Origin of the sequence: uncultured Campylobacter sp. (assembly GCF_938045345.1) — a bacterium.
Taxonomy (GTDB): Bacteria; Campylobacterota; Campylobacteria; order Campylobacterales; family Campylobacteraceae; genus Campylobacter_B.
Map to the genome: position 1 here is coordinate 54,204 of NZ_CALIMS010000036.1, position 12,760 is coordinate 66,963.

The window sequence follows — 12,760 nt, forward strand, 5'->3', positions numbered from 1 at the left end:
AAAATTCCATTATTCGGCGAGGTAGCCGCCTAAGCTTTGCAAACGGCGCGGTTTTATTGACGCTCTGCGCCGGCTCTTCGCGGCGAAATTTACCGAGCAGCGCGTATTTGCGAAAGAAAAAGCGCGCATTTAAATTTAAAAAATCCGCGCGCGGTTCGGGTTTATGAAATTTCGGCGCACGCGGCGTAAAATAAAATTTAGGAGGTAAAATGAAGCGGATCGGAGCGCACGTGAGCGCTAGCGGCGGGGTTTCCAACGCGCCGCTAAACGCCGCAAAGATCGGGGCGGACGCGTTTGCGATGTTCGTCAAAAATCAGCGCAGATGGGATGCGCCGCCGCTTAGCGCGGAGGAGATCGTCGCGTTTAAGGACGCGCTGAAGCAAAGCGGCATCCGCGCGGAACATGTCTTGGTGCACGACAGCTACCTCATAAATTTGGGCCATCCGCGCGAGGTGGAGCGCGAGAAGTCCCTAAACGCCTTCATTGGCGAGATCCGCCGCTGCGAGGCGCTCGGGCTTAGGCTTTTGAACTTTCATCCGGGCTCGCATCTAAATGAAATTTCAGCTCAAGTGTGCCTGGATAATATCGCAGAGTCGCTAAATTTCGCCATCGCAAACACCGCAGGCGTCAAGCTCGTGCTCGAAAACACCGCCGGGCAGGGCTCCAATCTGGGCTATGATTTCGCTCAGCTCGCCTACGTGATCGATAAAATTTCAAACAAAGATCGCATCGGCGTCTGTATCGATACCTGTCACGCGTTCGCCGCAGGATACGATCTGCGCAGCTCGCAGGCTTACGAGCGCACGATGAGCAAGTTTGACCGCGCGATTGGCTATAAATTTTTAAGCGGCATGCACCTAAACGACACCAAAAACGAGCTTGGCGTGCGTAAGGATCGGCACGAGAGCCTCGGGCGCGGATTTTTAGGGCTCGCGGCGTTTGAAAACATCATGAACGACCCGAACATCGACGAGATCCCGCTGATTTTAGAAACGATCGACGATAGCCTCTGGGCGGAGGAGATCGCACTTTTGCGCAGTATGCAAGGACGCCGCAAAGCCTAATCGGGCGCCTTTTGCGCCACGTAGAATTTATCTCTTTTCGCTTCAAAGTGGCGTGGAGCGACAAGAGCCTTATGCCGTGCTAATTTAACATCGTGAGATTTATCGCTTAAATTTTAACAAGCAAAAATAATGAGGAACTTCGCGCTAAAAATTCTGCGCCGTAAAAAGTCGCGAAATTCTGCGACAAAAACACATCGTCATAGCAAAAAAAGCAAAATTTTTATAGAAAAACGCAGCGGCGCAGCAGAGATGAAAAATTTTACACTGCATAATTAAAATTTTCAAGCAAGATTTTTAAAGCGATGCGGCGGCAAATTTTAAAATTCTATCGCTACGATATTTCAAGGCTCAGCGTCAAATTCAAAGCTCTATGAATTTTAAAATTCTAAATTCCACATCAAAAAATCGGCGCTAAGCTTTATATTTGCGACTGCGTAAATTCCAACCTCACAATTCTACTTTCACCCGATCCTTGCAGAGGCGCAAGCACATAAGGCCTCCATAATCCTAACTTAAAATTTTGCTACGTACCAATCTATGCTTTTAGCGCGCATTTGCTTATGACAAATCTGCTTCTTTATTTTAGCGCTTTGCTCGCGCCAAAATCTGTGCAGGATCCGTGTAAATTTACGCTAAATTCTACCGCATATCGCCCGATCAATTTAAAATTTTATCGTCGCTTTGAATTTACTTGCGTTTTAAATTTAGACGCGGCGGGATTTTAAGCCGCAGCCGACGCGCATCGTACCAGCCGCAACTCAGCGCGCTATTTTAGCAGCTCATACATATCGCAGGATTCTTTATATATTTCCGACTCTCGCAAAATAAGATCGTCTTTGCATGTATCGCAAGCTTTTTTAAAGTACTGCGCAGCTTTGCTTTTATCTTTCATAGTGTAATAATTAAAATTTGCAAAGTTATTGCACGCGACACAATCACTTAAATCACAACCTTTCTTCATATAAACCCCCGATTTTAATTTATCCATTTTTACCTCTTTACCCTCATCATACATTTTCATTAGACTTTCGCAAGAGAAAGCATCTCCTATCTTAGCATTACAAGCCTTGTCGTAATAATTTATCGCCTCTTTTATATTTTTTTCTACAAATTTTCCAGTATGATATAACATCCCTAAATTTAAGCAGCTTTTTCCGCTTCCCTCACTGCATTTTCTTTCGGCAAATTTGATACCCTCCTTTGGATCTTCATCTATTATTTTGTAAATCACAAAGGGACAAGCCAAATCCTCTCCTCCGTCGCAAGCTTTTTTAAGTATATCGACCCCTTTATCGGGATTGCCGTTATTAATATATGACAAACCGGCTACATAGCAAGAGTTCATATCTCCGCCTTCGCACTTCTTTTCCGCAGCCTCAGCAAATTTAAGACCGTCTAAATCAGCGAACGCAAAGTAAGCGATAAACGCTAACGCAAATAGCGATTTTTTCATTTAGTATCCTTTCCGGGTAAAATTTGGCTAATTCTACCCCCCCCCCCCCTAAGAAATTGATTAAATTTGCCGCTAATTTTAAAAAGGCGGCGAGAATTTAACGGCCACGGATCCACCAAGCCCGCTCAAAATTTAAATTTTACCTGGATTGAGCTATAATCCCTTTTTTGAAATTTAACCTTGGATAAAGATTTGAAAATAGCGTTTTTTGACTCGGGTATCGGCGGGCTGAGCGTGCTCGCCGAGGCTTTGCGGCGGTTTAACGGGGCGGAGTTTTTGTATTTTGCCGACGAGGATCACGTCCCCTACGGCACGAAAAGTAGGGCGGAAATCGTGCGCCTGAGCCTTGATGCGGTGGGGTTTTTGGTCTCGCGCGGCGCGGACGCGGTCGTCGTTGCTTGCAACACCGCCACAAGCGCGGCTATTTCCGAGCTTCGCGGCGCTTTTAGCGTGCCGGTTATCGGCATGGAGCCCGCTATCAAGCTCGCCGCGGACAGCTTCGGCGCGTGCCCGACGCTGCTCATCGCCACGCCGCTAACGATCGCGGGCGAGAAGCTAGCGCGCCTCGTGGGGCGGCTGGAGTGCGAGACGTGGAGCCTGCCGCTGCCCCGCCTCGTTGAGTTTGCGCAGGATTTGGAGTTTCGCTCGCCCGCGGTTCGGGCGTATCTGCGGGAGGAGCTGGGCAAATTTGAGCTTGAGCGCCTCGGTTCGCTCGTGCTTGGTTGCACGCATTTTAACTATTTCAAGGACGTTTTGCGCGAAATTTTGCCGTCTCACGTGCGCATCATCGACGGCATAGACGGCACGCTAAATCGCCTTGCAAGCGAGCTGGGCGGAGGGCTAAAGCTTGCGCGCGGCGAGGATTTGTCCTCGCGGGCGGCTAAATTTAACGCGGACGGCGACGTAAAATTTGATACGAATTCATCGGCGCAAGCCCACAAATTTGGCGCGGAAGGGCGAGGCGCAGGCGACAGACAGAGCGTAAGAGACAAGAGCAAGCAGGGCGAGGGGAGCGATGAAAGTAGCAGTGGCGAACAAGGCGCGAAAGGGGGCGACGAAAGCTGTGTCGGCAAAAATAATGCAGAAAGATGCGACGAGAGCGACGGCAAAATTTACTATCCAAACGGCAACAGCGTGGAGTATTTTTGCTCGGGTAGGGCGCTAGATGCGGCGCAGCTGCGCAAAGTAGAACTGTTTTTAAAGCGGCTCGATGCGATGCGAGCAATCGACTAGGCTACGCGCCCGTGCGTCGTAGATCCGTAGCGCAGGTTGGGATTCCAGTGCGTCATAAATCACGTCAAATTAAAATTCCTGTTCATCGCGGATCGCGCTACGCGACTTAAAATTTAGATACATGGTGGATTACTCTGCACAAGTTAAAATTTTGATGCGCTATAAATCGCAACGCAGACTCAAAATTTCGCCGTTTTGTAAATCGCGCCGCATAGGCTAAAATTTCGGTGTGCGAAAATTTAACTCGGCTCGGCGATTTAGAAGCGGCTTCGCAACGGCGTGCGAGCAAATGGTGTCTCGCTACCACCCAGCGCGCGAAAATTAAAATTTGACGCACAAATGCCGTCATTACCGCCACCATTTCAAATTTAATAGCGTAAGCCGAGATCGCCATATGTTAGGAGTTGCCTCGCGTCGTACGAATTATCGCTGCGGATTTGAAATTTTAAATTTAGACTAGAGAGCGGATAGGAGGTGCGAGCAAGGTTAAATTTAGCACGGCGCGCAAACCGCCGCCGAGTGAAATTGAGACTAGCCGCGCGGCGTAAATTTTAAAATGTTTAAATTTTAAGGCGCTGCAACGCCCGTAAGTCTTTTCTGCGCTAGCCAAAAGCTTGCAGGCTTTAAAATTTAAACATTTTAAAATTTGCCCGCACGTTTTTGAAATTTCGCTTTAAAATTTTATCCGCGCGACGGAATTTTACAGAGCGGAATTCTGCGGGATAAAGCAAAATTCCGCCAGGTAGAATTCCGCATCGCTGCGGAATTCAAAATTTAAAAGCAAATTTAAAATTTGCGAGAGCTACTCCTCTATCTTTTTACCTGCGAACCGCACGAGAGCCCACGTAACGGCAAGTCCCATCGGTAGCGCGATCCAGACGCTAAGTCCTAGCGCTACGGGCAGATAGCCCGCTACCACGGCGACCGCGCCGATGGATAGAGCGTAAGGCATCTGCGTCTTTACGTGCTCGATATGATCGCAGCCTGCACCCATCGACGAAAGGATCGTGGTGTCCGAAATCGGCGAGCAGTGATCGCCGAAAATCGCGCCGGTTAGCACGCCCGAGATATTTACGATCATATAGGCGTGAAGCGCGTCGCCCGAAAGCCCGTAGTGTAGCCCCACGGCGTTTGCCAAAGGTATGGCTAGCGGCATTAGGATCCCCATCGTGCCGTAGCTGGTGCCCGTCGAAAAGCTAATGAACGAGCCCAGCACGAAAATCGCTACCGGAAGCAAAAATTTCGGCGTATTTTGACTTAGCATATCGACTAGATAGCGCGACGTGCCGAGCTCCTTAATGACGGAGCTGAGCGACCAGGCAAGCAGCAAGATCACGATCGTGACGATCATCGTCTTCCACCCCTTGATCCACGTAGAGATCGCCTCTCTGACGTCAAAAATTTTGCGGTAAACGCTCATAAATATAGACACGACCGTAGCAAGAAGCGCCGCTTGAAAAAGCGCGACCGACGAGTTCGCGTTGCCGAACGTCGCCTGAAGCGTCGCGAAGCTTAGCGGAGCGGCTTTTGCGGCTGCGAGAGCATCGCCCTCAAGCTTGCTTAGCCCGCTAAAATAAAAGCTCGCAAATGCACCGCAGATTAGCACTATAAGCGGGATAACGGCGTTTGAAGCTTGCGGCTTGATCCCTTCTTTAGGCTCTAGCGTTTTATCTTCGAGCTCGGCGATATTAGAATTTTTAGAGTGGATTTCGCCCGTCGCCGCGCGCCTTTCGGCAGAGAGCATCGGTCCGAAATCCCTACGCATGAACGCCACGTAAACTACGAAAGCAAGCATAAAAAGATTGTAGAAGCGATACGGCATGGTTTGCACGAAGATCGAGAAGGCGTTTACGTTTTGCACGCCGATCTGATCATATCCCGCTCTTATCAGAGAGACCTCAAGACCTACCCAAGTGGAAATTAGCGCGATACCCGCAATCGGTGCGGCGGTGGCGTCGATGATAAAGGCGAGCTTTTCGCGGCTGACCTTAAATTTATCGGTGATCGGCCTCATGACGGGACCTACGATCAGTGCGTTTGCGTAGTCGTCGAAAAATACGAAAAGACCCATAACCCACGTTGAAATTTGCGCCGAGATACCGGTTTTAGCGCGCTTGCTAATCCAAAGCGCCACTGCTTTCGTGCCGCCCGTCCTGCTAATCAGCGCGACTACGCCGCCGATACAAAGCACCTGCAAAAGCACGCCCGCGTTGCCTTTGCTAGCCATCGAGCCCACCACGCGCGAGACCAGATCCGTAAAGCTGCCCACAAGCGCGGAGATAGGATTGTTGCCGACGACTGCTAGCATATAGGTGCCGCTAAAAACGCCGATGAAAAGCGATAAAATCACCTCTTTGGTGATAAAGGCAAGCGCGATCGCCACGACGGGCGGCACCAGCGTCCAGATACCGAAAAGCTCGGCATTATGCTGCCTGGTCGCGTCATCCACCGCAAACGCGGCAACCGATAAAAACATTAGTAATAGAATTTTTTTCATTTTCTCGCCTTAAAATTTAATGCTTTTCGATAAAAAGCCCAGCCCAGCTCTGCTGCGTCGCCATCGCCTCTACGACGTTGATATTTACTCGGTGCGGCATCGCTAGGCAGCTTAGCACGATCTGCGCGATGTCCTCTGGCAGGATCGCATCGACTCCCTCATACACGGCCGCAGCGCGCGCTACGTCGCCTTTAAAGCGCACCTGGCTAAACTCGCTCTTACAGATTCCCGGCGCGATTTCCGTCACGCGGATGCCCGTGCCGCGCAGGTCGTTGCGGATATTGCGGCTAAACTGCTTGATAAACGCCTTGCTCGCGCCGTAAACGTGGCTACCAGCATAGGGCCACGCGCCCGCAGTCGAGCCGAGATTGAAGATATAGCCGCTTTTGCGCGCGATCATCAGCGGCAGCACCGCCTTGGTCGAATACAGCACGCCTTTGATATTCGTATCGACCATCGTCTCCAAATCCTCTACGGGCGTCTGCGCGATCCCCTCAAGCCCGAGCGCAAGGCCTGCATTATTTACGAGAACCTCGACGTCTTTGAAATTTTCAGGCAGCGCACTCACGGCGTCAAACACCGCAGCTTTATCGCGAATATCCGCGGCGATAATGTGCGTATTGCCTAGCTCGCTCGCTAGCTTCTGTAGTCGCTCCTTGCGACGTCCAAGCGCAACGATCTTATAGCCCTGCGCGCTAAGCGCCCTGGCGATCGCCTCGCCAAAGCCGCTCGTAGCGCCCGTTATGAATGCCGTGTTTTTCATATGATCCCCTTTGCGTAAAATTTTAAATTTAGCGCAATGATAACGCAAAACGGATTTAGAATTTATGAATTTTATCTTGCGGTGCGGGCGCGGATGAAATAATGCGAAGACATTGAGCGTGCTTCTAGCGCGCACGAGCTCGCGATAGGCAGCGGATTCGGCGAGCGCACGGGCTAAATTAAAATTTTGCGTCGTTTGTTTGTCGCGGTTTGCTATAATTACCTAAATTTAGGAAAAAGGCAAATGAGCAAATTTATACGATTTATCCTTGTTAGTATCTGTGCTTGCGCCACTTATGCGGGTCTGAAATATGCTTTTATACTCTTTATCACGTGGCTCATGTTTAGTGGGGTATATTTTGATGGACCGGGTACGCTGCTCGCCATACCGCTCACGTTTCTAAGCTCATCGGTTATATTTGATTATTATTGTATTGCGCTGGGCTCTCATCTGCTCTTTTTATCACTACTTAAAGGGCGCGACGTGAAAACGCGGTGGATTTTGCCTTTATTTTTTCTCATAACGCTCGCGTTTTGTAGTTTTTGCGTCTTAATCGGGCACGAAGATTATCAGCGTATAAACGCGCTTTTTGCACTCTTGCTTATCTCTCCTTTTACGCTCATCGCATACGCCATCGTTACGACCGTAATCCTTGCCAAAAATAAAATTTCGGATTATTATCCGATCTTAGTCGCGATAATTTTTGTGCCCATTCATGCCGCTAGCATAGGGATATGGGGATTAGAACGGATATATTTTGGAGTATTTCTAAACGCGACAATACTGGGGATTTTTTATTTCACGGCGAAAATCGGGCGCGTAAATTTGATCGCACACAGACCCACACCCGACAAAACGCAAAATTCTAAAGACCGCGTTACCAAAACGATACAAAGCAGCGCGAGATTTTTAAACGATGATATTTTAAAGAAGCGCTAAATTTTATCCTTTTTTAAGAATTCTACATAACGCTTTCGTCGCGAGCTACAAGCTTATATGCTTCTCGATAGATCTGAGCTTTACCGACAGAACCTTCAAAAACTGCGCCGTTTTGCCTCTTGACACATTGACGTCGCTATTTGATCAAATTTAGATCCAGCGCGATCTCGTCGTTTTTAATCACGCCGATACCCTTATTTAGCGCATTTTGCGCGATCTGTTTAACTTCTGCTAGCGAGTACATCGCGAAGGTGCCGCACTAAAATTTATTCAGCTCGGGGATGTCTGCTTGAGAGCCTACGCCCAAAATATCCCTTCATACTCGCGTTTCACGCCGTCGTGATGTTAATATTTGGTTTTAATAGCAACTAGCTCCAATAAAATTTTATCTGTCACGCACAAAGTTTTTTGCGTTTTTCGATCTAAAATTTGAGTTGCAAGAATTCCATTTGTCGTTTACGGATACTCAGAATAAATATTGTGGCTATATTATACGTGTAGAACGAGATAAAATTTACAGCCTTCAGGCGCAGCAAAATCAGCACGCCACATTTTACAAATGGCAAAATAAAGCGCGTTGGAATCGGCCTTCACTTGAAATTTTATTTAAAAAGCAAATCGGACTTTAGCTTGGAATAAACTTGCTCGCCTTTTAACTCACGGACGATTTGTAGTGCGAATTCCATCGCAGTAGCAGGGCCTTTCGAAGTCATTATATTTTGATCTTTTACGACATTCGCCGAATTCGTATAGCCTGGGTGAGCGATCTGATTTTCAAAACCCGGATAACAAGTGTAAGAGCTTTTTAGCACACCCGCGGTAGCTAGCGCCCATGGAGCGGCACATATTGCGCCGATTTTTGCGTTATTTGCATCGAAATCGCGCAGTACTTGCCCCAGCCTCTCGCTCTTTGCCAAATTTTCGGCTCCGGGCAAGCCGCCAGGCAAAACGATCATATCAAATTCCGAAACTTTTATATCGTCTAAAATTTCATCAGCGATCATCTCTACCCCGTGCGTACCGCAGACGCATTTCTTATCCAGCCCCACGGATACTGCATCGATCTCCGCGCGGCGCAAAATATCGATCAAACTTACCGCCTCGATCTCTTCAAATCCGTTTGCCAAAACGATCGCTACTTTCATCTACGCTCCTTTATTTTAGGTATGAGCCCTGCTCGCTCGGGGCGGTCGAAATTTCAGTATTCGTGCTCCTACTAGACGAGCTATCGTATAGGAACGAATCGTCGCCTTTTAGATAAGCAATGATGTAGCCTAGCTCCGTAGCGCCCGTCTTAGCGGCGATCGGCTGCATGATATTTTTCATCTTGCCACCATAACTTAGATCTGTAGTGTATTGCGAAATCGCCATTGCGATCTCCTTACCGCTTAGATCTTTGATCTTACGAGACGCGCCGTAAGCTCGCTTCTGCCCGCTTTCACCGTGGCATGAAGCGCACTTCTCAGCAAAGATAGCTCCACCTCTTTCTTTTAAAAAATTTATATTTCGATTTACCTTGCCGCTATGGGTTTTACTGCCTGCGACCGGAGCGTTTTTGTAGATATTTACAGTTACGTTTTCATCTTTAGAATGCTTTTCGATCAGGGATTTTAGCTCTTTGGCAAACTCACCTTTGGCTTCGAATACATATGTATCGTCATTTGTGTTATCTGCAGCGTTTAGAGTAAAGGCAAAAAAACATGCTAAAAAAGAAATTTTAAAAATTTTCATAGAAAACCTTGATTTAGAATTTAAAAAGGGCGAAGCAAAAGCTTCGCCCTAATTTTACCCGTATAAGGTAAATAATTAGAAGCTGTATTTAGCCTCAAATCTGATGCGATCTTTTTTCTCATCAAGACCTGTGCCATAAGCATCATCAATTTTATAGTGAGAATACCAAGTTTTGAAGCTTAGCTTTTCATTATATTTATAAGAAATTCTACCTACTACCTCATATGCATTATCACCATCTGCTTTACCGTCTAGGTAATCAGCGCCGATTCTGATGCCAGTATCAGGGATGGTATAGCCTGCTACTACATACCAGTAGTGATTTTTACCACTGAAAGTTCTATAGTCTAGCAGCTCTTCACCTGGGCTAATAAAGGAGCCTTGGTCTTCAAAAGATACAAAAGAAAGTTTATCTTTATCATCAGGTTCGAATTTTAAATAACCTGCAGCTAAATCAACGCCAAAGAAACCAGCATTAGCCTCTGCTGCCCAGAAGTCTGCATCACTAGCGCCCGCATCTTTATAATCTCCGTCGAAATCAGAGAATGCGTATTGACCTTTTACGCCAAGATTGAAATCATCGGAAATATCAAAATTTAGAGCTAGCTCTGCAGCGAAAAGCTGTGCTACGTCCTCTAAAGCGTTATACCATAGTTGGAAAGATACAGGATCATATGAGCCCATAAATCCTATACCATATAGGTTATGATCGGTAGTTAATTTTCCACCTACTCGACCAATATCATTCATCCAAGCTCCATTTGAATCTATAGAGCTAATATCGCTATCATTCTCTAAAGAATCCATCCAAAAGCCGCTAATTGTCAAGCCCTCGATATCGGTACTAGTAATCTTAACACCATCTCCATACATATCGTCGGTAAAGAACGAACCTATGCCCTGGCGACCGACTGCAATAGTGGTACCGCCGATAGTGTATCCTAAATAAGCTTTAGCGATATCGAAATCAGAATCTTTGTCGCTTGGATTTTGTGTACCGTGATATTGGCTATTTGAAGAAGAAAGCGACTCGCCATTATCTCTATCTAAGAACCTAACGCCCACTACACCAAAGAAATTATCATCGATTTTAGCTTTGAAATCTACTTCGGATTTAAATTCCCAAACGCCCTTATTGCTATTTGTTTCATTTTTAAGGTGATCATGGGTATATCGCATACGAGCGTATCCGTTTAGATCCACGTCCTTGATAGCTTCCTCTAACGGAACAGCACTTGCACTCATAGCAAGAGCACCTACAGCGACTGCTGCCGCTAAACTAAGTTTAACTAGTTTCATTTTGAACTCCTTTAAAAGTTTGTAAGCGCAATAGTAGCACAAAAAGACAAATTATATGCTTAAAATAGGCTGAAAAATACTAAAATTTTACCAAATTGTTACCGAGTATTTACCGAAAATCCGAATTTAACGGGCATAAAAAAAGCGAGACCCACACAGGTCTCGCTCATTATTGAAAGGAGTTCTAATTTCGATGTGGGGATTATATCAGGCTGCGGTAAACAGACGGCAACACCTCTTTCATGCGGGAGAAATTTCATAAAATTTTACGATGTAAAAATTTATGTATAAAATTTCAAGACACGAAATTTGCAAAGCGTGGGTTTTAAAAATATCTACGCGACATCTTATCGGCGGAGAATATGGCACTTAGAACGAGCAGTGCGCGAAAAACTACGAGAAAGAAAATTTATAAGAATTTCGCAATCAAAATTCTAGCACCAGCTGTATTTCTATAATATAAAATTTACGGACAAAATGGCACTATGCAGCAAGGAATTTTAAGCGCGAAAGCAAGCGGATATAAAATGCGAGCCGAGCCATATAAGCAAGATGTGCAGCGCAGAATTTTGTGAAATATAAAATTCCACAACTTATAAAATATAAAATTTATGCAGGCAATCGCATAAAGAATCAGCGGACTTTAAGGTGCAAGCAAATCGCGCAAGTCCACTAGATTAAAAACAGAAGCCATTGCCTTCATAAGAGTAGAGAACGAAACAAAAAGCATTCATCGCAAATTAAAAGCAGGCTCGCTTACCTTCAAGGGCATAGCGGCTAAAAATCGCATAGGATTAAAAGTTGATATTTTCGCTCTCTGGTACAGCAATAGCGTCGTTTTTATGCATTTGTTTGGTCTCGATTTTACCGATATCATAAGCGCGCGGAGTAACGGAACCCGCTTTGCGCGAGATGATTCGCATATCGGTGATAGCGCCTGAAGCGGTACTTATGTAGGCAGTATCTCCCGCAGCCGCATAATATCTGCTTGCGCGAGCGGTGTATAGCTCGCCGCTGGATAGGTCTTTAAACGTATATACGTAAGCTGTGGAGCTTTGGCGAGTGTAGTTTACGATCTCGGATTTTAGCGAGCGTAAGTTGCCTGCAGGCGTCGGAGCGGTGCTTACGGCGCAGCCTGCGATGCCAAGAGCCAAAAGTGCGGAAAATATGAAATTTTTCATTCAGTATCCTTCATTTGTAAAATTTGAACTTTTAGAGTAGTAGGTTTGGGCTTAAAGTTTGCTTTTTTGAGGGGCGTCGAATTGGAATTTAAACGACGATGGATGCGCTTGCGTCGCTGGCATTTGTTTTTGAGGAGCGTCGAAGTGGAAATTTAAACAGATCTCTCTTAGCGTTAGGCGAAGCGAGAATGCGCTTTTGGCGATTTTTCTATATAAATGGAGCAAAATTTAGCGACAATCGCGAGCGAGACTTGGTAGTCGCGTCTAAATCAAACACGGCAGAACTTTAGCTTCTTTTACCCGGCTGGCTTGCATCAGCACTCTTTGCGGCGCTGACCGCGATATTTGCAAAAATCGGACTCGAAGGGATCAACTCTCACTTCGCGACTTTTATTCGCACGATCATCATTGCCCTATGTCTCGCCGCATTCCTACGCTACGCTAAAGCCTGGCAGCCGCTATCGAGCCTGAGCCCTCGCAACTGGGTATTTTTGATACTAAGTGGGCTGGCGACGGGTGCATCGTGGCTAGCGTATTTCAAAGCTCTACAAATCGGCAAAGCCTATCAAGTAGCACCGATCGATAAACTAAGCGTAGTGC

General features: G+C 46.6%; 10 protein-coding genes and 1 pseudogene. 4 read left to right on the forward strand and 7 right to left on the reverse strand.

Going from position 1 to position 12,760, the window contains the following annotated elements; genetic code table 11:
* The first annotated feature begins 209 nt into the window (after window positions 1–209).
* On the forward strand, window positions 210–1,064 hold the full coding sequence (gene nfo, locus Q0144_RS07110; RefSeq protein ID WP_298062861.1) for a deoxyribonuclease IV: 855 nt from the start codon (window positions 210–212) through the stop codon (window positions 1,062–1,064).
* Between the two features lie 766 nt (window positions 1,065–1,830).
* On the opposite strand, the gene Q0144_RS07115 is transcribed toward nfo, so the two are convergent.
* On the reverse strand, window positions 1,831–2,517 hold the full coding sequence (locus Q0144_RS07115) for a tetratricopeptide repeat protein (protein WP_297949482.1): 687 nt from the start codon (window positions 2,515–2,517) through the stop codon (window positions 1,831–1,833).
* A 192-nt stretch (window positions 2,518–2,709) separates the two neighbouring features.
* Between Q0144_RS07115 and murI the strand changes: the two genes are divergently transcribed.
* Window positions 2,710–3,750 (forward strand): glutamate racemase, encoded by a 1,041-nt coding sequence (gene murI, locus Q0144_RS07120; protein ID WP_298062862.1) that lies wholly within the window; start codon window positions 2,710–2,712, stop codon window positions 3,748–3,750.
* A gap of 802 nt (window positions 3,751–4,552) precedes the next feature.
* On the opposite strand, the gene Q0144_RS07125 is transcribed toward murI, so the two are convergent.
* The gene (locus Q0144_RS07125) at window positions 4,553–6,247 is read right to left on the reverse strand and encodes a Na+/H+ antiporter NhaC family protein (RefSeq protein ID WP_298062863.1); all 1,695 of its coding nucleotides are present in this window, start codon (window positions 6,245–6,247) and stop codon (window positions 4,553–4,555) included.
* 16 nt (window positions 6,248–6,263) lie between these two features.
* A complete protein-coding gene (locus Q0144_RS07130; protein WP_298062864.1) occupies window positions 6,264–7,010 on the reverse strand; it encodes an SDR family NAD(P)-dependent oxidoreductase in 747 nt (248 codons plus the stop codon).
* Window positions 7,011–7,253: 243 nt separating this feature from the next.
* Here Q0144_RS07130 and Q0144_RS07135 point away from each other — a divergent pair, with 243 nt between their 5' ends.
* Window positions 7,254–7,949, forward strand: a complete 696-nt coding sequence (locus Q0144_RS07135; protein WP_298062865.1) for a hypothetical protein — start codon at window positions 7,254–7,256, stop codon at window positions 7,947–7,949.
* 602 nt (window positions 7,950–8,551) lie between these two features.
* Here Q0144_RS07135 and Q0144_RS07140 read toward each other — a convergent pair.
* From Q0144_RS07140 to Q0144_RS07155, 4 genes are all read right to left on the reverse strand, one after another.
* Window positions 8,552–9,094 carry a DJ-1 family glyoxalase III gene (locus Q0144_RS07140; protein ID WP_297988884.1) on the reverse strand — a complete coding sequence of 181 codons (543 nt, stop codon included), beginning with the start codon at window positions 9,092–9,094 and terminating at the stop codon, window positions 8,552–8,554.
* Between the two features lie 10 nt (window positions 9,095–9,104).
* A complete protein-coding gene (locus Q0144_RS07145) occupies window positions 9,105–9,680 on the reverse strand; it encodes a cytochrome c (RefSeq protein WP_298062866.1) in 576 nt (191 codons plus the stop codon).
* Between the two features lie 75 nt (window positions 9,681–9,755).
* Complete coding sequence (locus Q0144_RS07150; RefSeq protein ID WP_298062867.1) at window positions 9,756–10,979, reverse strand: OprD family outer membrane porin; 1,224 nt, start codon at window positions 10,977–10,979, stop codon at window positions 9,756–9,758.
* Between the two features lie 794 nt (window positions 10,980–11,773).
* A complete protein-coding gene (locus Q0144_RS07155) occupies window positions 11,774–12,160 on the reverse strand; it encodes a hypothetical protein (RefSeq protein WP_298062869.1) in 387 nt (128 codons plus the stop codon).
* A gap of 308 nt (window positions 12,161–12,468) precedes the next feature.
* Here Q0144_RS07155 and Q0144_RS07160 point away from each other — a divergent pair.
* Window positions 12,469–12,760 (forward strand): annotated as a pseudogene (locus tag Q0144_RS07160) (EamA family transporter); the annotation flags it as partial.